A 24,193-nucleotide genomic window follows, 5' to 3' on the forward strand; every position below is an offset into this window, starting at 1 on the left:
TCCGAATGGCTGCTTTTACCACCGCTCCGATTGGCACCTGCCGCATCCATACGCCGCTGCGCGATGCCGTGGGCCGCTACCCGATCAAGCTGCAACTCGGCCGCAACTATGGTTTCGTGCACACCAGCGCCGAGGCGCTGCAACAGGCGCGATTCATGTTTGGCCAAAGTGACATTCCGGCCGACGTCCAGCGCGTGATTTTCCGGCCCTCGAATGGCGAGCAGGCGCGCAAAGGCGCGCACAAGCCGGCTGACCTCTACGTGGTCGAACTGTCCTCGCGCAAGCTGCTGACCATAGACGGTTACCCCATTCAGTCCAACTATCTGGTGCGTTACTTCAGCGAATTCTTCGCCGACCGCACGCGCACCCGGATGTTCTGGTCGATGGCTCACGCCGACCGCCTTGCCGAGCGGCGCGCCCTGCTGGATCAGGATCCGGTCTACAAAGGCTTGACCCCTGACGACCGCGAACTGCTCGCCCGCATCGTCAAGCGCGATCAAACGGACGAAGAGATCGAGCAGGAAATGCAGCAGATCGTCGATCTGCTGGGCCGTGACAAAGTGGTGTTCGTCACGCACGTCAATGCCCTGACGCCCGACAACGTGCCGATCGAGCAGCGCGAGCAGCTGATTGCCGCGGTCATCGCCAGCGCGCAGCGTATCGGCGTGCCTTGCTATGACCCGACGCCGTTGATGAACAAGATCGGCCAAGCCGAGGCGATGGAAGACGGCGGGCTCGACCTTACCCACTACACGCCGGTCTTTGCCGAGCGCCTGTGCGCCGAATGGTTCAAGACCTTTATGCGTCCGCGCATGAGCGCGGCTACCACGCAGCCTTCCGTCCCCAAGCTTGCCGCCGACGAAAGCGCCGACCGCATCGAGAAGCTCTGGGATTCGGGCGAACTGCGCGAAGCTTCGCGCCGGGTGCGCGAGGTGTTGCGCCGCCACCCCGGCCTGCCCGACCACACGCTGCTGTTTGCACGCATCCAGGAGGAGCTGGGCGACTACGAAGGCTCGCTGGCGCTATTGAGCAGCGCCGACGGCGCGGTGGCTTCCGGCAGCAAGGCCGAACAGATCCTGATGCGTAACCAGTTCAAGCTGGGACGCTTCGACGTGGCTTACTCGCTTGCCGCGGGGCTGCTGGGCGACGAAATCGAAACCCCGGAAATCGTCCGAATCGCGGCCGTTTCGGCGGGCCACCTGGGCTATGTGGACGAGACCCTGGGCAACTGGAAGCAGCTGTTCCGTATTTCTTCGCCGCAGGACGCGGGCGCGGTGGAAGCGGCTGACACGGTGCTCGCACTGCTGCAGGCCAGCGGCGACATGGAAGCCGCCCTACGTTGGGTCCACGAGGTCCGCGCGGCCATGCCCGCCTATGGCCGGGGCTTCGCCACGCTGTGGCGCGACCGCCTGCTGGCCGGGGATCGCGCGGAACTGCGCAACCTGGCTTCCGAAACACCCGCACTCAACGACGTGGACGCCCTGGAGCTCGTCAAGGAAGCCTCGTGGCGTGGTTGCATCATGGCCGCCGCCACGCTGGCTGTCTCTTGCAAGCTGGCCAGCAGCGAGCAGGAGGATATCGTCGCCTGGCTGCATGGGCAGTCGCAGGCATGGGCCGAGGAAGGCAACCGCGCGTTGGAAGAAGGGCGCTTGCGCGATGCGGCGGAACGCATTTGCGCGCATCGTCTGCTGACGCCCGATGCGTTGGCCGGCGTGCGTGCGCAACGCGCGTTCGAGCGCGCCATGCGCCTGGGAGTGCGGGCCGCGCTCGTCGCCGGCAATCACAAGGAAGTCATCGACCTGACGGACATCGCGATCGACAGTCAGATCGATTTTCCCGAGCTGCACGCCATGCGTGGCCGCGCGGCCGATGCGCTTGGCGACAAGAAGACCGCCATGCGGCATCTCGAACAGGCCGCAGCGGGCGAATCCGCGTCGTTCAGCACGCAACTGCACTTTGCCCGCGTCGCCTTCCACGGCGGCTGGTACGGCGAAGCCATCGACGCCTACAAGGCGGTGCTCGAACACAACGGCGCGGATCAGAGCGCGAAGGACGAAGCGCAGCGTCAACTGGGCCGGCTCGGTCCCCGCGCCATCCGTGGCGCTCGGGAGATTCTCTCCAACGGCGACCATCAGGCGGCCTGGAACCTGCTGGAGCGTGTCGCGCAGTCGTGGCCCGGAATGTCGGAAGTCGACCATGAAAAGCGGCGCATCATTGCCGTGCTGTACGCCGAAGCGCGCGCGCTGGATCCGGCGAGCACGACCGAACGCCTGGCCCTGGGCGAGCGCATCCTGAAGCTGGTTCCGGAAGATCCCATCGGCCTGCGCCTGGCCGCCGTGGGTGCCATGCGTCTGCATCGCTTCGAACAGGCTCTGCCGTACTGGCGCAAGCTGCAGGAGCGGTCCGAGAATCCTGCGCAGTTCGATCACTACATTGAACGCTGCCTCGTGTGGATCGAGAAGATCAACAGGAGGAAGGCAGCATGAATCCCCCATTGATCTCAGAGCAGGAGGAGGCGGCGTCCGATCTCGAAAGGGTGCAAGCCCAATTGGAGGAAATCGTCGCTGCGTCCGTGAGGGTGCAGGTCGCGCAGGAAAACCTGGGCCGTGCACAAGCGTTGGCGCGCGATCACATGGCCGACTCGAAGGTCCGCTTCCTGCTTCTCAGGCTGAAGGAGTCGGCGGGCCTGAACGAGGGCATGGCTGAACAGTGGGCCACGTTGCTGGAAGAATGCCCCGACGACTTCCAGATCGTCCGCTACTGCGCGACGCGCCTGGTGAAGGAACGGAAGATCGACGAGGCTTTGGCGCTTGTCGATCGCCATCTGCCGCCTTCGACGCAGAATCCGAACCGCCTGTTCGCCCGCGCCAAGCTGCTTAGCGACATTCGCGCCCACGAGCAGTCGGACGCGCTGTTTCGCCGGCTGATCTCGGAGAACACTGACCGCAATATGCGTGTCGAGTTCGCCAAGCGCCTGCGCAAGCGCGGTCTGCTGGCAGATGCGTTCGATGCGATTGCGCCGGTGGCGAAGCACCTGGCTCCGGGAAGCAAGGCGGCGGAACTGGCAAATGACCTGGCCAGCGACTATGCCTTCTACCAACGCTTTGCGTCCGAAGAAGAGCTGGCCGGAAGGGACGTCAGGATCTTGTCGATGAAGCACGCGATCCTGCACTTCCGCAACCGGAAGATCGTCGAGCAATCGGCGGAGAAGCCGGTATCGGTGGCGTTGGTGACGGGCAGCCTGGGGCCTGGCGGCGCCGAGCGCCAGCTGACGCGGCTGGCCGGCGAGCTGACCCGTTTGGCGGAATGCCCGGAGCGTCGGCCGGCCGATGTGATCATGATGCCGAAGAAAGTCGAAGTCATGGTTAAGCAGCACACGGAACCCGCGGGCTCCACCAAGAAGCAGGGGCTGGATTTCTTCCTGCCCGTGCTGGTGAAAGCGCAGATTCCGGTCACGGAAATCAACAAGCTGCCCGCGGTTTCAGTCGCTCATCAGGCGGTTCCCGAGGGCAGCCTGAGCCGTCTGCTGGAGCAGTTGCCGCCTCCCGTTCACTATGGCGTGACCCGGCTTGCGCCGGTGCTGCGGGCGAACCCCTTTGACGTGGTGAGCCTGTGGCAGGACGGAACCTGCCTGTTTGGCGCGCTGGCCGCGCTGCTGGCGGGGGCGCCGACCATACACCTGGTGTTCCGCGGCTTGCCTCCCAACATCCGCAAGGATCGTTTCCGCGAAGAGTATCCCGAGCTGTACCAGGCCCTGGCACAGGTGCCGGGCGTGGTGTTCGTCAGCAATAGCTGCAAGGCCGCGGAAGCCTATTCGGAATGGTTGGGAATTCCGATCACGCGTTTCCACATTCTCTACAACGGCGTGCCCGATCTATCCACGGAGGCTTCGGCCACGGACGAGGAAAAGTGGAAGGCGTTCCAGGAAAGCACGAGCGATGCGACGGAGACGATCGGCGGCGTGTTTCGACTGGAGCCCGACAAACGTCCTCAGCTATGGATAAAGCTGGCGGCGATGTATCTGAAAGAGCGGCCTCAAGCGCGCTTTGTCATCGTGGGCGATGGACGCCTTCGAGAGAACATCGAGGCGCTGGCCGAAGAGTTGAACGTGACGGGCAGGCTATTGCTGGTCGGTCTTTCCAACCATGTGGGCTATTGGTATTCGCAGATGGATGCGAGCGTCCTGCTGTCCCGCTACGAGGGCTTGCCCAACGTGCTGATTGAAGCCCAGCTCGTGGGCGTGCCGGTGATATCGACTCCCGCTGGCGGTGCTGGCGAGTGTTTTGTCGAGAACGAAACCGGCCATCTGCTCAGCTGCGTCGATCATCCGGATTTGCACGAGGCATGCGAGAAAGTCGCATCCATGGTGGACCAGGTGCGCAGCAACGAGCAGTTAAGGGAGCACAGCCGTCACCGGGCGCAGAAGCTGTTCTCGCTGGATGCGATGCTGACCAAGTTCATGGGCTTGTGCATGCCCATGGTGTCCGAGAACGACGAACGCATGGATATCGAACCCGTGCGCCTGCTGCAAGCCTGATCGGCGCCCCTTCGATCTCGCTGCTGAAACGAAAGGATCTTATGCATATGTACGTCCCGGGTTCAGGGCTGCGGCGCAAAGCAGCCCTGACCATGGTGGTTCTTGCCACGCTGACTCTCGCGGGGTGCCAGCTGCCCCGTTCCGGCCCGATGTTGAGCGAGATGACGGGCGCGCACGATGACAAGGACGTCATCGTGATGCCCGCGTCGCGCGAACTGGTTCAGGCCAGCCGGGTGCCCGAAGTGGCTGACTTTCCCGTGCGCTACCGCGACCTGACGCAGGCCGGCTTCGACCGCCTGGTGCCAGGCGACGGCATCAACGTGAAGGTATGGGAGCGCGGCGGACTGGGTGTGTTCGCGGCGGACCCCTCTGGCGTGAGCGACTTGGGGAACCAGGAGATAGACCCGTCGGGGAATGTGACTTTTCCCATCCTGGGGAAATTCCACGCGGCCAATATGACGCTGGGACAACTGCATGACGCCGTTGTCGCGCGCCTGGCCAAGCTGGTCGTAGGTGCCGATGTCAGCGTGACACGCGCCGCGGATGCGCGTGGACAAATGGTCACCGTTCAAGGCAACCTGACCAAGCCCGGCATGTATCCGATCACACAGACTTCGCAGCGGCTGAGCAGCGCGCTGGCGCAGGCCGCGCCGGTGCAGACGAACCCTGAGCAGTTGGTCATCAGCCTGCGTCGCGACAATCAGGTGGCGTCGGTGCGGCTGTCGGACATCTACCGCAACCAGAACAACGACATCCTGTTGCGCGCGGGCGATGTCATTACCGCCTACGACTCCAAGGAGTACCTGACCGTGCTGGGCGCGGCCGGCACCCAGGGGCGCGTGGCCATCAGCAAGCGCAACTACAGCGTGCTGGACGCGCTGGCGGATTCGCGCGGCCTGGACGACAAGCTGGCGGACCCGCGTTCCGTGTTCCTGTTCACGCCGGCCAAGGCTGGCGTCGAGGGCAAGCCAGACATGCTGCCCGTGGTGTACCAGTTCGACCTGACGAGGCCGGAGCAGGTGGCGTTGGCGCGCGAATTCACCGTGCATGAAGGCCAGGCCATCTACATCTCCGACGCGCCGTTTACGCAGGTGCAGAAGGTCTTGTCGGCGTTCCGCGTCACGATGAGTGCCGGCTTTAGCGCCACGCGTGCCATCGACAGCGATTCGGGCGGCTCGTCCGGCATAAGCCAATAGCGTGTCGATGAGTAACGAGGACAGGATCAAAGGCTGGCGCTCGCGCCGAAAAGACAGCAGTTATGCGGTTGGGGGCGGCGTTGCGGCCTGGCGTCTGGACCCGGCGGCACTGTTTGAAGCGAAGGCGCCGCCGGCCGTCCTGCTCAAGCCCCTGGTCGCGCGCCTGCAGGGCGAGCCGCACGACTCCGTGGCAGCCCGGCGGGCGGTGTACGACGCAGTGCAGGCCGAGCTGGACGCGGAGATCGAGCGCAGTGACGTCGACGAGACGCTGGCCGATTTTTCGCGGCGCCGCCTGCGCGTCATCGTGCGCCTGCTGGAAATGGACATCCGCGATGGCGTCGAGGTGTTCGCGCCCGGATACATGCCCGCCAAGCTGGTGGCGGAGGACGAACGGCTGGCCGCCGCGCATGCGCGGCGCGTGGAACGCAGAAAGCAGGACGAGGCGCGTGAAGCGCGTCGCCATGCTTCGCGCAACGACATTGCGCTGGAAGTCGAGGTGGCCGAGGATGAAGCCGGCGATCTTGCCATTCTGCGGGAACGCCTGGGGGATCTGCATGAAGGGCACGACCCGAGCCATTCCGTGAAGGTCCGGCCGGTCGGCCGCACGCTGTTGGCGATGTTCATCTACCAGCTGCGCGTGATGCATGGCGAGAGCCGCATCGCCCTGGTATGGGCGCTGGTAGGCCCGGTCGTGCTGCTGACGCTGATTTCGTCCCTGTACATCCTGATGGGCACGCACTACATCATGGGCATGGACGTGCAGACATTTTCCCTGTTGGGAGCGACGACCTGGATCATGTTCCGGCAAATCGTCTTCCGGAGCAGCACTGCCTATGTGTCGGCGCGCGGCCTGCTGAACTTCCAGGGTGTTACGCCATTGATGTGCGCGCTGGTGCAGGCATTCATCTACGTGTCGGTGTATCTGGTGGTGTTCCTGGTGCTGATCAGCGCGGGCCATGCCCTGGAGCTGATCACGTTGCCGAAAAGCTGGCCGGGATTCTTGCTCTATGTCGTACTGATGGGATGTTTCGGGGTTGCGCTGGGCGTGTTGTTCGGGTCGATTGCGACCTTCTGGCATTTCTTTCTCAGGCTGGCGCCGATCATCGAAAGATTCCTCCAGATATTTGCAGCCGTGTTCTTTGTTTCGGAGCAGTTGCCGGAGCACCTGCGCCCCTGGATGCTGTGGCTGCCGCTGGCGCATGGCATGCAGTTGCTGCGTTCGGCCTACTTCGAGGCCTACACCTCGCACGACGCGAGCCTGGGGTATTTCCTGACCTCTTTGGTTTTCTTGATGGTGATTGCGTTGGCGGCCGAGCGTCTGGCCCGTCCCAACGTGCAGCCGATGTAGGGGAAAAGGATGATCCATCTCAATGGCGTCACTGACGAGCCCTATGCATTCGGAAGCAGGCAAGCGCTGCTTTCGAATGTCGATCTGGAAATTCCGGTGGGGCGGTATGCGCTGCTGTCGCCCGCGCCCGAATTGCACCGGCAGATCGTCGATGTGTTGTGCGGACTGCGTCCGCCGCGCCAGGGTTTCGTCAAGCACGATGGCAATGTGTCATGGGCGATAGGCCGTCAAGGCTTCATCCGCGGCAAGGCGAACGGCCTGAGCATGATCGATTTCGTCAGTGAAATGTATGAAATCGACGCGGATGCCACGCATGAGCTGGTCGCCGACCTGGTCAGCGATCCCAGGACCCTGGCCAAGCCCATGGAACATTGGCCGCTGTACGCGCGGCAGGAGTTCTCTTTCGCGCTGGCGCTGGCGCCGGCGTTCGATGTCTATGTCATCGAAGGGGCCATCCCCTTCGAGCCTTGCCGTTTCACCCGCCTCTGGCTCGCCCTGTTCGAAGAAAGGCTGGTCGGCCGGACACTCATTCTTTCCAGTTATCGCCAGAATCAGTTGGCGGACTATTGCTTCAAGGGTTTGATTTATGAACGAAGCGCACTCAGCATCGAAGACGACCTCGACCAGTGCATCCGCAGGTTCCCCCCGAGACGATCAAGGAACGAATCCGGCAGCGCAGGCGACGACGTCCTCGGAGGCGGCTTCGAGGAAACCGGGTTTGGCATCTGAGAGCCGCTCGGAAATCGAACGCCGCCGCCGCGAGCGGCAATCGGCGCTGCGTGAGCGGCGCCGCCACCGCTGGATCAACGTGCTCATTGTGCTGGCGCCGGTGGTGTGCGCTCTTGTCTATGTGCTGTGGTTTGCCACGCCCCGCTACGAAGCGGAGTCGCGCTTCTTCGTGCAATCCGCCTCCGGCCAGCAAGGCGGGGGCGGCGCTGCGGCCAGCCTCCTGACCACGGGCAACGCGGGCGGGATGCTGGGGGGCTTTGTCGACGGCTGGGCGGTCGCCGACTTCCTGAAGTCGCGTGACGCCATGCAACAGCTCGACAAGAAGGTCGGCCTGCGGCAATACCTGATCCACGGTGGCATGGACCCGATGAACCATCTGGCCGAGGATTCCAGCGAAGACGATCTGTTCCGCGCGTACCAGGCTTCGGTCAAGGTCTCTTTCAATGCCCTGGAGCAGATCGACGTGCTGCGCGTGAGCGCCTTTTCCTCGGAGGACGCCGCGCTGCTGTCCCGGGCGCTTATCGAGCTGGCGGAGAACTTCGTGAGCTCCATGAACGAGAAGGGCGTGGCCGACAAGTTGAAGGTGAGCGAGGAGGCGGTCAAGCTCGCGGAGCAGAAGGCCCTTGCCGCGCGGGAGACGCTGACGGCCTGGCGCACCACTCACGGCAATATCGACCCCACGGCCACGGTGACCATGCTGCTGAACCTTTCCAGCCAGCTCGAAGGCGAACTGAACACCGCGCAGATCAACCTCGACAAGATCCGCGCGCTCGGCAACAAGGACCATTTCATGCTGCGGCCCGCGGAAATGCAGGTGACGTCCCTGAAAAAGCGGATCGCGGCGGTGCGCCAACGTTTGAGCGGCGCTGGCAATACGGAAGCAAAACAGCTCAAGTCCTACGAGGCGCTGAGGAATGCCCAGGCCTTCGCGGATTCGAACCTGACGCTGGCGCAGCAGACCTACCAGCAAGCCATGACGGATACCCTGCGCCTGCAGCGCTACCTGTCCATCATCGCGCAGCCGGTGCCCACGGACCGCCCGAGCAGCCCGCGCACGGGCATCCTGCTGCTGCAGGCGCTGGCGCTGGGCTTTGTATTGATGTTCATCGCCCGGGTTGCGATGGCTTTGTTGAGGGGGCTGCGCCATGGTTGATGTGGCAATTGCAAATCGTCCTGCGGGCGCCGAGGCCACCGCCCGGTTGCGGGACGTGATCCAGCAGATCCATGCTTCGGCCGATCCGCTGCATGACATGCCTATGCTGGAGCCGGCGTTGCGGCAGGCCGCCGATGGCTGGCGCGATGCGCGCCGCTTGCTGGTGTCGCCCTTTGTGCGAGAAGGAAAGTTCGCGCCGGCGATCGCCGCGCTGGAGATACTCGTGGCGGTCTATCCCGCGCGCGCGGACGAACGGCGCCTGCTCGCCAGCCTGTTCGGACGCACGGAGCAGTGGGATCGCGCCATTGCCGAGGCAGATGCCGCAGCGGGCATCGAGCCCGGCAATGCGGCGCTGCATGCCGCGCGCATCCAGCTACGCGTGCAGGCCGGCCGGCTGGCCGAGGCCGCTGAGGTCGCCAGCGCGACCCGGAGCATGGCGGAGAGCGAGCCGGGCGAAGCCTATGCCTGGTTGCTGGCGTTCGTGCGCAATGGCGATGCGGCCGCTGCGGCAGGCATCGCGATGCTCCTGGATCCGCGCGAACTGCCTAACGAACGGGTGGCGACCATGGCCGTGCGCGCCTTGCTGGAAGATGCCAGGGTGGAAGCCGCCATCCAATTCGGCGCCAAGGCGTTGGATGCCGGCCTCGACTGCGCAGCCCTGCGTTCGTCCTTGGGGCTTGCGCATCTGCGGCGCGGCACCGAGGATGACCGCAAGGTGCATGCCGTGGCGCATTTCGAGGCAGGGCTGAGCGCTGCGCCCGCCGATGTGAGGCTGCTGACGCTGCACGGCGAGACCCTGTTGCGGGCGGGGCGCTATAAAGAGGCGCTTGCGCCGCTGAAGCAGGCCATCGACCTGGCGCCCGATCTGGAGCAGACGCGCGCGTTCTATGCGCGCGCGTTGCGTTACACGCAGCAGTACGATGCCGCCGCTGACCAGATGATGCATCTGTTGGAGAAATCCCCGGAAAGCCAGCTTTGGCAACGTGGAACCATCAGCGCGCTTTCCCAAGCCGGGCGCAAACAGGAGGCCGAGGCGCTGTTCGGGAAGTATGTCGCGCAGCGCGGCAAGCGGTTGCCGGCGACTTTCCAGGAGGCAATGGCGCAGCTGGAGGAGCGGCTGGACAGCGCGCCGATTCCGCAGGCTCGCCTGGACTGGGCCTGGTCGATGCGTGGGGACACCGGCATCGACCGCGGGCAATGGGAGCGCCGCGCCCGTTGGGGACATCTGGTGGACCATCTGCTGTTCGATTGGCTCGAATGCCGCGAGGAAAGCGTCGAAGAGGCCATGCAGGTGCTGGGCGAACTCGACACCGGCGAACGTTTCTTTGCGCCGCTGCTGGCGGCCGGTAAGGGCGTGGTGGTCGCGACGGCGCATGTCGGTCCCATGTATGCCGGGCTGATGGCCCTGGAGCTGGTGGGTATTCCGTCACGCTGGCTGGCGACCGCGCCCAACATCGCGCAGAGCAGCTACGCCGCCGCCCTGATTTCCACCGCGGACCAGAGCGAGGCTCAAGTCGCAAAGGCCTGCATGCGCGCGCTGAGCTCGGGTTATGTGCTGTGTTTGGCCATTGACGGTGCGGCCAACCCCGCGGCGCCGCGCACTCGCTTCGAAGGGCAGGAAGTGACGTACTCCAGCTTTGCGTCCCATCTGGCGCATCGCATGGGCGTGCCCTCGGTGTTCTACGCGCCCCGCTGGGAGAATGGGCATGTGGCCTACACGCTGGAGATGCTGCCAGCGGTCCAGCCGGGCGAGGACGCCGACGCCTACTCGCAGCGTTGGCAAAAGGCCTACTTTGAACGGCTGAGAGAGCATCTGGCCGGTCCTCCAGAGAACCTGCGCCTGAGCGGAGGCATCTGGCGTCACGTGACTGCCGCCGACCGGTCGGCGCAGCAATAGGAGCGATTGCCGATGAAGGCCGCAATGAAAACCGCGCATTGGTTGCTCGCCCTGGCGATGCTGTATGGCGGGACAGCCGCGGCCGAGGTGCCGTGCCAGAGCCCGGACGAACGCTGTCCGGCGGTCGCGGCGCTGTTGCAGCAACGCGAAGGCTATGGCGCCCAAGCCACGGGCGGCCTGGGCGGAAAGTTCATCGAGGTCTCATCCGACCAGGACGCTGGCCCGGGGACCTTGCGCGCGGCGCTGGCGCAGGCCAAGAAAGGTCCAACCTGGATCCGCTTCGCGTCCGATATGACCATCGTCTTGAAGTCGCAGTTGCGCGTGCCGTCGAACACGACGATAGACGGGCGTGGCAAGCGCGTTACCCTGATCGATGACGGGCTGGGGGTGTACGGCAGCAAGAACGTCATCCTCACGCACCTGACGATAGACGGACGCCTGTCCCGGTTGACGCAGGCCGTCAACGTGGCCAACGGCAGTCGCGATGTGTGGGTGGATCACATGGATCTGTCTCGCATGTCGGACCGGTTGCTCAACGTGAAGAACGGTTCGACGGACGTCACCATCTCATGGACCAAGTTCCATAATTCGAACAAGGTGATGCTGCTCAACAACATTACCTCGAAGAACCTCTACGCCAACTACGACCGCGATTCGATTGCTCGCGTGACGCTGCACCACAATTATTTTCTGAATACCGTGCAGCGCAATCCGCGCGGGCAATTCGGCACGTTCCACCTCTTTAACAATCTGCTGGAAGATTGGGACTTCTACGGCATGAGTTTCAGCCTGGAAGCCAAGGCACTGGTCGAAGGCAACATATTCAAGAATTCCACGCAGCGCAAATGCGTGGAACCTGAATTTTTCCCGACGGTGGAGGGCATCAATGTCAATTACTGCCATTACATCCCCATCGCGTCCAAGCGCAGCGCGTTGGAGAACGGCGAATCGGATCGAGGCGCCTACGAGGACCGCAAGGCTGTGCACGGCTACACCCGGGACTACAAGGCCTTTCTGCGCTTGAAGGACAACCTTTATCTGGGCGATGCGAAGCCGGTGCTGCAGGATTACCGGCCCGAGGCTGCGCCGACGCCGCCATACTGCTACGGCTACGAAAAGCCTACGACGGAGCTGGCGGAGAAGATCCGCAAGTTCGCGGGGAACACGGGAGGCGACACGCCCCTGCCGGTCTCCAGGGTCGGGTCGGATTGTGGGGGATCAGCAGGCCGGTAGTGCCGCGAAGCGGAGCCGGACCATGCGGGTTGAAGCTTGGCGCTATCCTTGAAATACAGCTTATGATTTGTTTTTGAGAAATACAAATCATAAGCTGTTAAAGAACCGCAAATCGCGTTGTGTATTTCAGGTTAACAGCCTAGAATTTGTATATCTGAAATACAGCTTGGGATTTGTGTTATGGATTTCACCGTACGCACCGCGACACAATTGCCGGCCCTGCTCCAGGGGTTCCGCAAAGAGGCCGGCTTGACCCAGGCGGCCACGGCCTTGCGCCTTGGGGTCACACAACAGACCTTGTCCGCCCTGGAGCGCAATGCCGACAAGGTCAGCGCAGACCGGCTGCTGCAGCTGTTGAGCATCCTGGGAGTCGAAATGGTCTTGCGCCGGCAAGGGGCGCAGCCGGGACCCGAAACAACATCCGAACCCAGCTGGTAAAGCCATGGGGCGACGTTCACACACGCAGGTCCTGGGCCTATGGATGAATGGCGCCTATGTCGGAGAGTGGAGCAATCGACCCCACGCCGGCGAGGTCCTGCAGTACGACAAGGACTGGGTCGCCTCCGCGCCGGGCAGGCCATTGTCGCTGTCCCTGCCCTTCACGCCGGGCAATGGCCCGCATCGCGGCGACGTCGTCCGCGCATACTTCGAAAATCTGCTGCCTGACAGCAAGGAAATCCGCGAACGGGTTGCGCGCCGGTTCCGGGCAGGCTCGACCGACGCGTTCGCCTTGCTTGCCGAGATCGGTCGCGATTGCGCGGGCGCCTTGCAGATCCTGCCTGCGGGAATAGCGCCTGCAGACGTGGCGTCGGTGCAAGCCTCGCCCTTGAACGATGCCCAGGTTGCGCAGCTGTTGCGCAGTGTTTTGGCGCCGGCGCCTCTCGGCGGCCTGGCCATCGCTGAGGATGATTTCCGGATTTCCATTGCAGGTGCGCAAGAGAAGACCGCCTTGCTGCGGATGGACGGCCAATGGTGCTTGCCCCAAGGCGCCACGCCGACGACTCACATCCTGAAGTTGCCATTGGGGCTGGTCGGCAATATGAAGTTCGACCTGAGCGAATCGGTGGAAAACGAATGGCTCTGCTCGGAGATCTTGGCTGCCTACGGCATGCCCGTGGCGCGCGCGGAAGTACTGAGCTTCGAAGACATGAAGGTGCTCGCCGTCGAACGTTTCGACCGCCGCTGGTGGGACGGCGAAGACGGAAAGCGCAGTCTAGTCCGCCTGCCCCAGGAAGACATGTGCCAGGCCACCGGCACCCCGCCACACCTGAAGTACGAGGCGGACGGCGGGCCCGGCATCGACCGCATCATGGGCCTGCTCGAAACTTCGCGTCGCTCAGAGCATGACCGGCGAACGTTCTTCCAGGCGCAGGTTCTGTTCTGGATGCTGTGCGCGACGGACGGCCACGCGAAGAACTTCAGCCTGTTCCTGCGGCCGGGCGGGGCCTACGAACTTACACCGCTATACGACGTGCTGTCCGCCTATCCGATCCTGGGCGAGGGACCAGGCAAGCTGTCGCCCGTTCGAGCGAAGATGGCGATGGCCGTGCGTTCGAAGAACCCGCATTGGCGCATGCGCGATATCCAGCGGCGCCACTGGTTGACGGTGGGCGCGCGACATGGCGTCGTGACGCCGGACGGCCAGGGAGTCCAATTCGTCGTTGACGATTTGATCGCGCGTACGCCTGAGGCCGTGCGTGCGGTCCGCGCCAGATTGCCACAAGGATTTCCGCAGGTGCTGGCGGACAGCATCCTGGACGGCTTGCAGGCCGCGGCGGACAGGCTCGCCGCGTAGCTTCGCGGCGCGCGAAGCGACTGCCGCCACTCATGGCTCGCTGAGCACATACCGTCCCGGCGTCTCGCCCGTCATCTGCCGGAAGTAGGCGATGAATGCGCTGTCGCTGGCGAAGCCGAGATCGAACGCGATCGAGGTCACGCTGCGGCCGCAGGCCAGCAGATCCACCGCGCGCAGCAGGCGCCAGAGCTGCCGCCAAGCCTGATAGCTCATGCCGGTCTCGCGCTGGAATATCCGGGTGATGGTACGGGCGCTGGCACCGACGCGGCGGGACAACGCTTCGAGTTCCGGTGGCAGTTCCCCCAGGTCCAGGGCGGCCAGGCGGCGGTCGGTGGGCACGGGCAGCAACATGGGTTCCTGCCTTGCCGCGCGCAGTTCGTCCATGCAGACGGCTAGCAGATTCCGCGGGGCGCCCGCGGACCAGTCCGTGTCGAAGGGCTCCAGGCTGATGCGCTCGAACACCTCGCGCAGCAGCGCAGTCATCGAGAAAATGGCAGGGCCGGTGACGGGAGCGTCGATACGGGCGGGGTCGAGATAAATCGAGCGGTACTCGACTTCGCCACGAATCTGGACGCGGTGTGCAACGCCAGGCGGAATCCACGCTACGCGGATCGGAGGCAGCACCGCCATCAGCCCCGGCATGGCAAGACGGATGGATCCCGCATAGGCGAATAGCAGTTGCCCACGGTCGTGAAGGTGCATCCCGGAATCGTGCTGTATCAGGCGCGACGCGATACCCGTCACCGGTTGCGCCATCGTGTCGGGGTTGAATGCGTCGGTGGGGGCAAGCCTGGCCATTTGTCCGAGTTCCGATGTTTTTTGTCTTCGCTGCTACAACGGCGATGCCGGCGGCCGGCTACAAAACGGGCTCTCCGTTCACCGATGCCGTCATGTTCCGCCGCCCGCCTTTGCCGCTACTCATCCTGCTGCTGAGTTTTCCGCAGATCGTCGAGACGATATACAGCCCGGCGCTGCCGCTGATCGCCGCAGCCTACCAAGCCACGCCCGAGGACGCAGCGCAGACGCTGTCGTTCTGGTTCGTGGCCTTCGCCTTCGGCGTGGTGGTCTGGGGGCGCCTGTGCGATCTCTGGGGCCGCAGGCCGACGCTACTTGCCGGACTGGTGCTGTATGCACTGGGCGCGGGCTGGGCCATGATGGCGGGCGATTTCTGGCAGTTGCTCGCCGCCAGGCTGATCTCCGCCTTTGGCGCGGCCGTGGGCTCAATCGTAACGCAGACCGCCTTGCGCGATAGCTACCGGGGCCGGGACCTGGCCCGCGTCTTTTCGTTGCTGGGGATCGCGTTGGCGGTAAGTCCCGCCGTCGGCATGTATGCCGGACAGGAGATCGCGGCGCTGGGCGGCGCCAAGGGCATCTTCGCTGCTTTGGTCCTGCTTGCCATCGGCTTGTTCGGCGCGAGCGTGCGGCGCTGGGCCGAAACCCGGCCGGCCTCTGCCTCGCCGCCGCCTTTCTTACCCACGCTGCGGGCCATGCTGCGGGACCGGGCCGTCTGGCGCAGCGCGGCGCTTGTCGCCATCTTCAACCTGGCGATCTTCGGGTATTACCAGCTGGGTCCCTTTCTTTTCACCCGGCTGGAGCCGTCCTGGCTGGGCTTCGGAGAAAGCGGTCTGGCGCTGGCTGCGGCGTCGCTATGCGGGGCGTTCCTGAACACGGCGCTGCTGCGGCGCGGATGGGGACCCGAACGTCTGGTGCTGTTGGGCATCGTGCTGCTGGCGTTGGGGGCCGGCCTGGTCGCGGCCTTGATAGAGAGCGCGGCGTTCCTGCTCGGCATGGCCCTGATCGCAGCGGCCTATGCGATTGCGATTCCAAACATTCTCGCCCATGCCTTGCAGGCATATGCCGGCGCTGCCGGCACTGCTGGCGCCATCCTGAGCCTGTTCTACTACAACTTGCTTGGCGCCGCGCTGGTCGTGGCGGGGATGGGGCAGAGACTGGACCTGCTGCTGGGATGTTGCGCCGTAATTGCGCTCGCCGCATATGCGGCCAAGCCTTAGGACTGCGCCTTGGTATTGGCGAATCTGTGCAGGGCTTCCACGTCGAGAATTGCCAGGCCGCCATAGTAGGTTTCCAGCACGCCGGCGCGCGCGAGCCTGGCCAGTGCTGCATTGCAGCGTTGGCGCGAAATGCCGCACAGGCTCGCGATTTCCTCCTGGGAAACTTTCAGGCGTCCGTTCGTGCCGGAATGCCTTTCCGCGTTGAACTGGGCAGCGACCGCGCGCGCGACCGTCGTGTCGACATCGAGCAGCACGTTGGAGGTGTAGCTGCTCATCAGCCAGTCCACCCGTTGCGCCAGGTGCGTCATCAGCGCCTTGGTGAACTCGATGTTGTTGTTCCAGAGGCGTTCACACGTCTCGCGCGGCAATATTACGATCTGGCTGGGCCTCAGCGCGACGACTTCGTACTCGAACCGCTCGCGGCGGATCATGGTGGCTTCGCCGAACCAGCTGCCAGTGCTGAACCCGGCAAGGGACAGGGATTTACCGTCGGCGTTGGGTGAGGACCATTTCACCAGCCCTTGCACCACGCCATACCAGCCGGGCGACCGGTTCCCCGCCCGGAACAGGAATTCGCCCGCCGCAAGCGAAACGACGCGCAGTTCGGCCCGGATCAGGTTGCGTTCGAGCTCAGGCAGGCCCTTGTACCAAGGGACCACGTCGAGCATCCTGTCCACCGCGCCTTGCACGCGCCGCCGTCTCGCGCTCAAGGGTTCGTCACCGGCGTCGGCAAGCCGTTCGCACATGTTTTCCTCCTTCGTAGCCGTGGGGCGCCGCTCAGGTAAACCCTAGGGCGCTTTGTCACCATGATGACTGTCCGCGTCCCGGAGCCGGTACCAGAATACTCGAGGTCCCAGACGCCAAAACCAACAAGAGGAGACAGGCATGTTGCCCATGCAAGGCACGATGTCCCGCACCGCCATGGCCTGCGGCCTGGCCGTGTCGTTGCTGCACGCCCCAGCGGCCCAAGCGCAGATATCAGACGATGTTATTCGAATCGGCTTCATCACCGACATGTCCGGCGTGTACTCGGGGCCGGATGGCCCCGGTGGCGCCGAAGCCATCAAGATGGCCATTCAGGAAATGGGCGGCGAGATCAACGGCAAGAAGATCGAGCTGCTGACAGCCGACCACCAGAACAAGGCGGACATCGCCTCGGCCAAGGCGCGCGAATGGTTCGACCAGGCGGGCCTGGACATGCTGATCGGAGGCACGAATTCCAGCACGGCGCTGGCCATGTCCAAAGTGGCGGCCGACAAGAAGCGGCCCATCATCGTGGTAGGCGCGGGCGCTCCCGCGCTGACCAACGAGCAGTGCACGCCCTATACCTTGAACTACGCCTACGACACGGTGGCACAGGCCCGCGGCACCGGCGCGGCGGTGGTCAAGGCGGGTGGCAAGAAATGGTACTTCCTGACCGCGGACTACGCCTTCGGCAACGCCTTGCAGGCGGACACGACGAAGGTCGTTGAGGCGGGCGGCGGCAGCGTCGTGGGATCGGTCAAGCATCCACTTTCTGCGAGCGACTTTTCGTCGTTCCTGCTGCAGGCGCAAAGCAGCAAGGCCGATATCCTCGCCCTGGCCAACGCCGGCGCGGATGCCACGAATTCGATCAAGGCGGCCAATGAGTTCGGCATCACCAAGACCATGCGGCTGGCGGGCATGATCATGTTCATCAACGACATCCACGCCATCGGGCTGCCAGCCGCGCAGGGCATGTACCTGACCGACAGCTGGTACTGGAACGCCTCGGACGAAACCCGCGACTGGAGCCGGAAGTTCTTCGAGCGGCGCAAGGCCATGCCCTCGTCCCTTCAGGCCGCGGATTACTCCGCGGCGTTGCAATACCTGCGCGCCGTCAAGGCCACCGGCACCGATGACGCCGACCGCGTGCTGGCCTATCTGCGCGAAAACAAGCTGAACGACGTCTACATCAAGGACGGCGTGGTCCGGCCCGACGGACGCGTCGTGCATGACATGTACCTGCTGCAGGTCAAGACGCCGGAACAGTCCAAGGAGCCCTGGGACTACTTCAACGTCGTGCAGGCCATCGATGGCAACCAAGCCTTCACCACCAAGGAAGAGAGCCGCTGCGCGCTCTGGAAGTGACCTCATGAGCAAACGCAAAGTCATCGTGACCATCGCCCCGACCGGCGGCATGGCGTTCAAGACCCAGAATCCGCACCTGCCGACGCAGCCGCAGGAGATCGCGGAAGACGTGTACCGCTGCTACAACGCCGGGGCCAGCGTGGTGGCGTTGCACGCGCGCCGTCCCGACGATCAGGCGACCTGCGATGCCTCCGTGTACCGGGAAATGAACCGGCTTATCCGCGACCGCTGCGACATCGTGCTGAACAACTCCACCGGAGGCGGCGTGCACGGCGACATGGTCAAGGAAACGTCGCCGGGCACGTGGGAGATCCTGTGGGAAGAGCGGATAAAGGGCATGGACGCCGGCGCCGAGATGTGCACGCTGGACGCCACGACGCTGAACCTGGCGTTCGGTGACCGCGAATACCTGATGAACACGCCGCTCACCAAGGCGCGCGAGCTCGCCGCCGGCATGCAGGCGCGCGGCATCAAGCCCGAATGGGAGGTCTTCAGCCCTACGCACATCCTGCAGGACGCTACGACGCTGATCGAAGAGGGGCTGGACGAAGGCCCTCATTTCATAAATCTGGTCATGAACGTCCATCGCAACTTCCAGAACGCCATGCCGTTCTCTGTGCGGCATTTGCAGATGATGGTGGACTTGCTGCCCAGGAACAGCATCTTCTGCGTCAGCGGTATCGGGCCGGCGCAGCTGGAGGCCAACATCGCCGCCCTGCTACTCGGCGGACACGCGCGGGTCGGCCTGGAGGACAACCTGTACTACCGGCACGGAGAGCTGGCCACCAACGTCCAGCTGACCGAGCGCATCGTGCGCATCATCCGGGAGATGGACATGGAACCCGCTACGCCCGCCGAAGCGCGCGACATCCTGGGACTGCCGGGCAAGCGCGGGATCCGGCCCGAGTTTGCGCTCTGACAAGGACACGCCATGAGCAAGTCATTGCAAGGAAAGCACGTCCTCATCACCGCCGGAGCGCAGGGCATAGGCCTGGCGACCGCGCGGAAGTTTCTCGAGGCGGGCGCGGCGGTGCATATCTGCGACGTGGACGTAGCGGCTTGCGAGGCCGCGGCTGCGGCGCATCCAGGCCTGGACGTCAGCGTGACGGACGTGTCCAGCGAAGCGCAGGTCAAGGCGATGTTCGCCGCGCTGTCGGAAAAATGGGGCAAGCTCGATGCCCTGGTCAACAACGCGGGCGTATCCGGTCCGACCAGCCGGCTGGAAGAAACCGCGCTGGATGACTGGCAGCGCACGCTGGACGTCAACCTGACTGGAACCTTCCTGTGCGCGCGCAGCGCAGTGCCTTTGCTGCGCGCCGCGGGCGGCGGTTCCATCGTGAATATCTCTTCCGTCGCCGGCCGCCTGGGCTTCTCGCTGCGCTCGCCGTACAGCGCCAGCAAGTTCGGACTGGCGGGCCTGACGCAGACCTGGGCCATGGAGCTGGGCCCCTCGAACATCCGCGTCAATTCCGTGCTGCCGGGAGTGGTGTCGGGAGACAGGGTGGAACGTATCATCGCCGCGCGTGCCGCCGCCGGCGGCGTGAGCAACGACGTGATGCGGGCGCAACTTGTGGACAAGGTGTCGTTGCGTCGCATGACCAGTCCCGAAGACGTCGCCAACCAGGTGGTCTTCCTGTGTTCCGACGAAGGGGCCATCATCAGCGGGCAGAGCATCTCCGTATGCGGCAATGTGGAGTATCTGGGGTAAGCGCATCGGAGGCGCCGCGCGGCGCCTCCAACGGTTCCAAAAAACCTGACCATCAGTTCGCTTTGAACGAATTGTTCGGCGTTTCCGAAAGTTCTAGACTGGATTCGTACATGCACTGTGTACCGCTGGCTGTCGCATAGCAGTCTTGCAGCGACGGCGGGAGGTCCTGATGAGTCAGGTCGAGACCTTTGCCACCATGCCTATGTGGGCGGGGTTCGTCGGGTTTGTGCTGCTCGTGCTGGCGCTGGATCTGTACGTGCTGGGCGGTCGGCATGCGCATCGCGTGCGGCCCCGGGAAGCCCTGTTCTGGGTAGCCGTGTGGATGACGCTGGCCGCCTTGTTCGGCGCCCTGATGTGGTGGTACCTGGATGCCACCCTGGGGCGAACCGTGGCGCACCGGAAAACGCTGGAGTTCTACACCGGCTACCTTATCGAACTGTCCCTGTCCGTGGACAATATGTTCGTGTTCTCGCTGATCTTCGGCTACTTCGTGGTGCCGATGGAGTTGCAGCGCAGGGTATTGCTGTATGGGGTGTTGGGCGCCATCGTCATGCGGGTATGCATGATCCTGGCCGGCGTGTGGCTGCTGTCGAAGTTCGACTGGCTGTTCTACGTGTTCGGGCTGCTGCTGGTATTCACGGGAGCCAGGATGCTGGCCAAGGCGGACCACCATCCGGACATCGCCCGAAATCCACTGGTGCGCCTGCTGCGCTCCTCCATGCGCATCACCAAGGACTATCACGGAGAATCCTTCTTCGTGCGCATCGACGGGCTGCGGTATGCCACCCCCATGTTCGTGGTGTTGCTGATGATAGAGGCGAGCGATGTCGTGTTCGCGGTCGACAGCATTCCCGCCATCTTCGCCGTCACCACCGATCCGTTCGTGGTGTTTACTTCCAACATCTTTGCCATCATGGGCCTGCGGGCGATGTACTTCCTGCTGGCCGACATGCGGGAGCGCTTCCGCTACCTCAAGCACGGACTTGCCGCGGTGCTCATCATCATCGGCGGCAAGATGCTGGCCGCGCCATGGTTCCATGTGCCGGTGCAATGGTCGCTAGGGGCGGTGGGCCTAATCTTGCTGGCATCCGTGGGCGCCAGCCTGATCCTGCCCAGACGGGCCGCGGCGAAGGCCGCGCGTACCAAGGGTTGAGTTCCACGAACCGGAGATCTGTCATGAACACGATCATTCTTGCCACCGATGGGTCCAGCCACAGCGACGCTGCTGCGCGCTATCTGGTGGAGGGCCCGTTGCTGAATCGGGATTTCACGGTGCACATATTGCATTGCGAGCCCGACGTGACCGGCGACGTCAAGACCTTCATCGGGCAGGCAGACATCGACGCCTGGCATCACGAGGAAAGCGACAAGGCGATGAGGTCGGCGGTCGACATTCTGGCCGCAGGCAACGTGGCGTTCGAATGCCACGAACTCACCGGTCATGCGGCGGAAAAAATCGTCGAGTATGCGGCCAAGGTGAACGCAGCCGTGATCGTGATGGGTTCGCACCACCGCAGCCAACTCCTAGACGCTGTGCTGAGGTCCACATGCGGGCGGATCGTGCAGAATGCCCCCTGCCCCGTGCTGCTGATATAGAACGGCGCGCACGCGGCCGCCCCGGCGGGGCTGTGGCGTGGGGGGGATCCGGCCTCGCAATGCGGCGGGTGTTATCTTCTTCGGATTCCTTGGTAATCCGCTACACCCCATGTCCGACGTCCGTATCCCCGCCGCTCCACCGCCGCCGCCCGGCAGCCCCAAGCCCTTCTTCCTGGATTCCGGCACGAAGCGGACCCTGCATTTCACCGAGAAGGAGATCCAGAGCAGTATGTCCCTGCTGAGCCCCGATGCGCTCGACCTCGAGTACACGCGGATGATGATGGGTTTCGTGCTGTTCAATCCCGAACCCGCCCGCATTCTGATGGTCGGCCTGGGCGGCGGATCGCTGCCGAAATTCTGCCATCGTTACCTGGCGCGCACCGAAGTCGAGGTGATCGAGATCGATCCGGACGTCATCGCCTTGCGGGAGGCGTTCATGGTCCCGCCGGACGGCGAGCGGTTCCAGGTGATCCAGGCCGATGCCGCCCGATATCTTCGGGATGTCGAGGAGCATGCCGACGTTATCTTCCTGGATGGGTACGGCGTAGGCGGAATTCCCGAGCCCCTTTGTTCCGCCGAGTTCTACGCCGACTGCTTCCGCGCCCTGCGGGAGAATGGCATGCTGGTCATCAACTTCCACTTGAACCACCCGGACCATCACGAATACATGGACCGGGTGCGCGCGTCGTTCGGACCGTCGATGTTCGAAGTGGTGGACGATGACATGACCAACAGCATCGTCTTCGCATGCAAGGGCGATCTGCTGGACGACCCGGCGGCCACGGCCCTCACGCGGCCGGCCGCCATTCCCAAGGATGCGTGGCGACAATTGATGCCGACCTTGCGGGTGATCGGGGCGACGCTGGTACTTCGATAAGTGTCGGCGCCCCGGCCGGCTTCGCGCCGACAGAAAGAGCAGAAAAAGAGGACCAATCCCCTATATTTCAATTCGTATCTAAATTGTTCATTTATTTATAATCCAGGCTCGATCAAATAGAGAGGGATGCCGTCTTGCGCTTTGCAAGCGGAGCCGGCTGGAGAGAGCAATGTTGAACAAAGTAGTGAGAATCGGGGCATTGGCCATTCTTTCGGCGGTTGTGGCGGGCTGCGCCACAGAGCGTTCGCAGGCCTTGGCCGTGCCCGCCGTGGCGGCGGCAAGCAAACCCTACCAGGGGGTGCGCAGCCCAATTTCGGTAGGCAAGTTCGACAACCGGACGAACTATCTGCGCGGCGTGTTCTCCGATGGCGTGGATCGCCTGGGCGGCCAGGCCAAGACCATTGTGGTCAGCCATCTGCAGCGCAGTGGCCGGTTCCAGGTGATGGACCGCGAGAACCTTTCGGAAATTGCACAAGAGGCGGGCTTCAACAAGAAGGCAAGCCAGATCAAAGGCGCGCGTTACGTGGTTACCGGCGACGTGACGGCCTTCGGCCGCAAGGTCACGGGGGACCAGCAGCTCTTCGGCATCCTGGGTCGCAGCAAAGAGCAGGTGGCCTACGCCAAGGTCGATCTGAATGTGGTCGACGTCGTGACATCCGAGGTGGTCTATTCGGCGTCGGGCGCTGGCGAATACGCCTTGTCCAACCGGGAGGTCGTCGGCTTTGGCGGCACCGCCGGCTATGACTCCACGCTCAATGGCAAGGTCCTGGACCTGGCCATCCGGGAAGCCGTCGACCGCCTGGTCGACGGTATCGAGCAAGGCGCCTGGCAACCGTCGGCCAATTGAGGAGAGCGTCATGTCGAATTCTCGGACCCGGCGTTCCGGGCGCATTCCCGCGCGTGTTTTCCGCTGCCTGGTGATCGGCGCCAGCGCGGGGCTGCTGGGCGCGTGCGTGCAGCAGCCCAAGCCCATGTATAGCTGGCAGGCCTACCAGCCGTCCGTCTACGCGTACTTGAAGGACGATGGCGCGGACTATGCGGTGCAAGCCCAGGCGCTGGAGAAGAACGTCGAAACCGCGCGTGCCGCCAGCACGGAGCTTCCTCCAGGCTTTCGTGCGCATCTGGGCATGCTGTACCTGAAGATAGGGGACGGCGACAAGGCCTTGGAGCAATTGCAAGGCGAGAAGGTGGCTTTCCCCGAATCGGCGCCGTTCATGGATTTCCTGATGCGCAATGCTGGCAAGCCGCCGGCCGGGCAGCAACTGAGCGCTGCGCCCGCCGCCCAGGCGCCTGCCGCGCAGCCCGCGGCTCCCACGGAAACTCTCACGTCGAAGAAAGGATCATGATGTCCAGCTTATTTCGAATGGGCATGCTGGCGGCCGTCGCGCTGTTGGCAGGCTGCGCAGTCCCGCAGCAGAATGTCGACTACACCGCTTTCCGGGAAAGCAAGCCGGCGTCCATCCTGGTCTTGCCGCCCGTGAACACGTCGGTGGACGTGGCCGCTACCGCGGCCGTGCTGTCCCAGGCCACGCTGCCGCTGGCTGAATCCGGCTATTACGTCGTGCCCGTCGCTGTGATGGACGAGACCTTCAAGCAGAATGGCTTGAGTTCCGCAGACGAGATCCAGGAGCTGCCGGCGGCCAAGCTGCGCGACATCTTCGGGGCGGACGCCGCGCTTTACATGACCGTAAAGCAATACGGATCGACCTACGCCGTGGTGTCCAGCTCGGTGACGGTGGCGGTGGACGCCGAACTGATTGACCTGCGCAATGGCGCCAAATTGTGGAGCGGCAGCAAGCAGGTGGTACAGGCCAGCAGCAGCAGCGGCGGCGGCTTGCTTGGCATGCTGATCCAGGCGGTGGTGGATCAGGTCGTCAATACGCTCTCCGACCGCAGCTACGGCGTGGCTGGCATGACAAACAATTTGCTGCTCAGCGCTGGACAGCCTGGCGGCATGTTGTACGGGCCGCGTTCGCCACGGTACGACACGCAGTAAGCCGGCC

General features: G+C 63.9%; 22 protein-coding genes. 20 read left to right on the top strand and 2 right to left on the bottom strand.

Features of this window, described 5'->3' with window-relative positions:
• The first annotated feature begins 5 nt into the window (after positions 1-5).
• The 10 genes from VCS63_RS04185 (at position 6) to VCS63_RS04230 (ending at position 13,888) form a co-directional block, all read left to right on the top strand.
• Complete coding sequence (locus tag VCS63_RS04185) at positions 6-2,486, top strand: hypothetical protein (RefSeq protein WP_323878535.1); 2,481 nt, start codon at positions 6-8, stop codon at positions 2,484-2,486.
• On the top strand, positions 2,483-4,537 hold the full coding sequence (locus VCS63_RS04190) for a glycosyltransferase (RefSeq protein WP_253636416.1): 2,055 nt from the start codon (positions 2,483-2,485) through the stop codon (positions 4,535-4,537). Before VCS63_RS04185 ends, VCS63_RS04190 begins: the two co-directional genes overlap by 4 nt.
• 41 nt (positions 4,538-4,578) lie before the next feature.
• A complete protein-coding gene (locus VCS63_RS04195) occupies positions 4,579-5,733 on the top strand; it encodes a polysaccharide biosynthesis/export family protein (protein ID WP_042795673.1) in 1,155 nt (384 codons plus the stop codon).
• Positions 5,734-5,740: 7 nt separating this feature from the next.
• The gene (locus VCS63_RS04200) at positions 5,741-7,081 is read left to right on the top strand and encodes a sugar ABC transporter permease (RefSeq protein WP_323878538.1); all 1,341 of its coding nucleotides are present in this window, start codon (positions 5,741-5,743) and stop codon (positions 7,079-7,081) included.
• 9 nt (positions 7,082-7,090) lie between these two features.
• Positions 7,091-7,810, top strand: coding sequence for a hypothetical protein (locus VCS63_RS04205; RefSeq protein ID WP_063639232.1), 720 nt, complete (start codon positions 7,091-7,093; stop codon positions 7,808-7,810).
• A gap of 121 nt (positions 7,811-7,931) precedes the next feature.
• Entirely contained in the window at positions 7,932-8,963 is a 1,032-nt protein-coding gene (locus tag VCS63_RS04210; protein ID WP_042797454.1) for a sugar ABC transporter, read from the top strand.
• Entirely contained in the window at positions 8,956-10,860 is a 1,905-nt protein-coding gene (locus VCS63_RS04215) for a tetratricopeptide repeat protein (RefSeq protein ID WP_063639233.1), read from the top strand. Before VCS63_RS04210 ends, VCS63_RS04215 begins: the two co-directional genes overlap by 8 nt.
• Positions 10,861-10,872: 12 nt before the next feature.
• Positions 10,873-12,093 (top strand): pectate lyase family protein, encoded by a 1,221-nt coding sequence (locus VCS63_RS04220; protein ID WP_323878541.1) that lies wholly within the window; start codon positions 10,873-10,875, stop codon positions 12,091-12,093.
• A gap of 180 nt (positions 12,094-12,273) precedes the next feature.
• The gene (locus VCS63_RS04225; protein WP_042795666.1) at positions 12,274-12,531 is read left to right on the top strand and encodes a helix-turn-helix domain-containing protein; all 258 of its coding nucleotides are present in this window, start codon (positions 12,274-12,276) and stop codon (positions 12,529-12,531) included.
• 4 nt (positions 12,532-12,535) lie between these two features.
• Entirely contained in the window at positions 12,536-13,888 is a 1,353-nt protein-coding gene (locus tag VCS63_RS04230; RefSeq protein ID WP_149063486.1) for a type II toxin-antitoxin system HipA family toxin, read from the top strand.
• A 30-nt stretch (positions 13,889-13,918) separates the two neighbouring features.
• Here the strand turns inward: VCS63_RS04230 and VCS63_RS04235 are convergent, their stop codons facing one another.
• On the bottom strand, positions 13,919-14,686 hold the full coding sequence (locus tag VCS63_RS04235) for an AraC family transcriptional regulator (protein WP_042795664.1): 768 nt from the start codon (positions 14,684-14,686) through the stop codon (positions 13,919-13,921).
• 14 nt (positions 14,687-14,700) lie between these two features.
• On the opposite strand from VCS63_RS04235, the gene VCS63_RS04240 reads away from it, so the two are divergent.
• Positions 14,701-15,900, top strand: a complete 1,200-nt coding sequence (locus tag VCS63_RS04240; protein ID WP_223306400.1) for an MFS transporter — start codon at positions 14,701-14,703, stop codon at positions 15,898-15,900.
• On the opposite strand, the gene VCS63_RS04245 is transcribed toward VCS63_RS04240, so the two are convergent.
• The gene (locus VCS63_RS04245) at positions 15,897-16,646 is read right to left on the bottom strand and encodes a Crp/Fnr family transcriptional regulator (RefSeq protein WP_088607618.1); all 750 of its coding nucleotides are present in this window, start codon (positions 16,644-16,646) and stop codon (positions 15,897-15,899) included. The genes VCS63_RS04240 and VCS63_RS04245 overlap by 4 nt on opposite strands.
• Before the next feature lie 139 nt (positions 16,647-16,785).
• On the opposite strand from VCS63_RS04245, the gene VCS63_RS04250 reads away from it, so the two are divergent.
• From VCS63_RS04250 to VCS63_RS04290, 9 genes are all read left to right on the top strand, one after another.
• Positions 16,786-18,009: an ABC transporter substrate-binding protein gene (locus VCS63_RS04250; RefSeq protein WP_372341481.1), complete on the top strand. Its 1,224-nt coding sequence runs from the start codon at positions 16,786-16,788 to the stop codon at positions 18,007-18,009.
• A 4-nt stretch (positions 18,010-18,013) separates the two neighbouring features.
• Entirely contained in the window at positions 18,014-18,928 is a 915-nt protein-coding gene (locus VCS63_RS04255) for a 3-keto-5-aminohexanoate cleavage protein (protein WP_149063488.1), read from the top strand.
• Between the two features lie 12 nt (positions 18,929-18,940).
• Positions 18,941-19,717, top strand: coding sequence for an SDR family oxidoreductase (locus tag VCS63_RS04260; protein ID WP_149063489.1), 777 nt, complete (start codon positions 18,941-18,943; stop codon positions 19,715-19,717).
• A gap of 169 nt (positions 19,718-19,886) precedes the next feature.
• Positions 19,887-20,870 (top strand): TerC family protein, encoded by a 984-nt coding sequence (locus VCS63_RS04265; protein ID WP_323878548.1) that lies wholly within the window; start codon positions 19,887-19,889, stop codon positions 20,868-20,870.
• A 23-nt stretch (positions 20,871-20,893) separates the two neighbouring features.
• Positions 20,894-21,313, top strand: a complete 420-nt coding sequence (locus VCS63_RS04270) for a universal stress protein (RefSeq protein WP_042795661.1) — start codon at positions 20,894-20,896, stop codon at positions 21,311-21,313.
• A 109-nt stretch (positions 21,314-21,422) separates the two neighbouring features.
• A complete protein-coding gene (locus VCS63_RS04275) occupies positions 21,423-22,190 on the top strand; it encodes a fused MFS/spermidine synthase (protein WP_104653898.1) in 768 nt (255 codons plus the stop codon).
• Between the two features lie 169 nt (positions 22,191-22,359).
• The gene (locus VCS63_RS04280; protein WP_042795660.1) at positions 22,360-23,037 is read left to right on the top strand and encodes a CsgG/HfaB family protein; all 678 of its coding nucleotides are present in this window, start codon (positions 22,360-22,362) and stop codon (positions 23,035-23,037) included.
• Positions 23,038-23,047: 10 nt separating this feature from the next.
• Positions 23,048-23,536, top strand: coding sequence for a DUF4810 domain-containing protein (locus VCS63_RS04285; protein ID WP_063639240.1), 489 nt, complete (start codon positions 23,048-23,050; stop codon positions 23,534-23,536).
• Positions 23,533-24,186: a DUF799 domain-containing protein gene (locus VCS63_RS04290; RefSeq protein WP_104653897.1), complete on the top strand. Its 654-nt coding sequence runs from the start codon at positions 23,533-23,535 to the stop codon at positions 24,184-24,186. The genes VCS63_RS04285 and VCS63_RS04290 overlap by 4 nt, the downstream gene beginning before the upstream one ends.
• Positions 24,187-24,193: the final 7 nt, after the last annotated feature.

This window comes from Achromobacter sp. D10 (assembly GCF_035282245.1).
In the GTDB taxonomy this organism is placed as follows: Bacteria; Pseudomonadota; Gammaproteobacteria; order Burkholderiales; family Burkholderiaceae_B; genus Achromobacter; species Achromobacter insolitus.

What these genes read in the sequence shown, in the direction of transcription:
- VCS63_RS04185 (WP_323878535.1), top strand. Translation starts at nt 6, where the DNA reads ATGGCTGCTTTTACCACCGCTCCGATTGGCACCTGCCGCATCCATACG.
- VCS63_RS04190 (WP_253636416.1), top strand. Translation starts at nt 2,483, where the DNA reads ATGAATCCCCCATTGATCTCAGAGCAGGAGGAGGCGGCGTCCGATCTC.
- VCS63_RS04195 (WP_042795673.1), top strand. Translation starts at nt 4,579, where the DNA reads ATGCATATGTACGTCCCGGGTTCAGGGCTGCGGCGCAAAGCAGCCCTG.
- VCS63_RS04200 (WP_323878538.1), top strand. Translation starts at nt 5,741, where the DNA reads ATGAGTAACGAGGACAGGATCAAAGGCTGGCGCTCGCGCCGAAAAGAC.
- VCS63_RS04205 (WP_063639232.1), top strand. Translation starts at nt 7,091, where the DNA reads ATGATCCATCTCAATGGCGTCACTGACGAGCCCTATGCATTCGGAAGC.
- VCS63_RS04215 (WP_063639233.1), top strand. Translation starts at nt 8,956, where the DNA reads ATGGTTGATGTGGCAATTGCAAATCGTCCTGCGGGCGCCGAGGCCACC.
- VCS63_RS04220 (WP_323878541.1), top strand. Translation starts at nt 10,873, where the DNA reads ATGAAGGCCGCAATGAAAACCGCGCATTGGTTGCTCGCCCTGGCGATG.
- VCS63_RS04225 (WP_042795666.1), top strand. Translation starts at nt 12,274, where the DNA reads ATGGATTTCACCGTACGCACCGCGACACAATTGCCGGCCCTGCTCCAG.
- VCS63_RS04230 (WP_149063486.1), top strand. Translation starts at nt 12,536, where the DNA reads ATGGGGCGACGTTCACACACGCAGGTCCTGGGCCTATGGATGAATGGC.
- VCS63_RS04235 (WP_042795664.1), bottom strand. Translation starts at nt 14,686, where the DNA reads ATGGCCAGGCTTGCCCCCACCGACGCATTCAACCCCGACACGATGGCG.
- VCS63_RS04240 (WP_223306400.1), top strand. Translation starts at nt 14,701, where the DNA reads ATGTTTTTTGTCTTCGCTGCTACAACGGCGATGCCGGCGGCCGGCTAC.
- VCS63_RS04245 (WP_088607618.1), bottom strand. Translation starts at nt 16,646, where the DNA reads ATGTGCGAACGGCTTGCCGACGCCGGTGACGAACCCTTGAGCGCGAGA.
- VCS63_RS04250 (WP_372341481.1), top strand. Translation starts at nt 16,786, where the DNA reads ATGTTGCCCATGCAAGGCACGATGTCCCGCACCGCCATGGCCTGCGGC.
- VCS63_RS04255 (WP_149063488.1), top strand. Translation starts at nt 18,014, where the DNA reads ATGAGCAAACGCAAAGTCATCGTGACCATCGCCCCGACCGGCGGCATG.
- VCS63_RS04260 (WP_149063489.1), top strand. Translation starts at nt 18,941, where the DNA reads ATGAGCAAGTCATTGCAAGGAAAGCACGTCCTCATCACCGCCGGAGCG.
- VCS63_RS04265 (WP_323878548.1), top strand. Translation starts at nt 19,887, where the DNA reads ATGAGTCAGGTCGAGACCTTTGCCACCATGCCTATGTGGGCGGGGTTC.
- VCS63_RS04270 (WP_042795661.1), top strand. Translation starts at nt 20,894, where the DNA reads ATGAACACGATCATTCTTGCCACCGATGGGTCCAGCCACAGCGACGCT.
- VCS63_RS04275 (WP_104653898.1), top strand. Translation starts at nt 21,423, where the DNA reads ATGTCCGACGTCCGTATCCCCGCCGCTCCACCGCCGCCGCCCGGCAGC.
- VCS63_RS04280 (WP_042795660.1), top strand. Translation starts at nt 22,360, where the DNA reads ATGTTGAACAAAGTAGTGAGAATCGGGGCATTGGCCATTCTTTCGGCG.
- VCS63_RS04285 (WP_063639240.1), top strand. Translation starts at nt 23,048, where the DNA reads ATGTCGAATTCTCGGACCCGGCGTTCCGGGCGCATTCCCGCGCGTGTT.
- VCS63_RS04290 (WP_104653897.1), top strand. Translation starts at nt 23,533, where the DNA reads ATGATGTCCAGCTTATTTCGAATGGGCATGCTGGCGGCCGTCGCGCTG.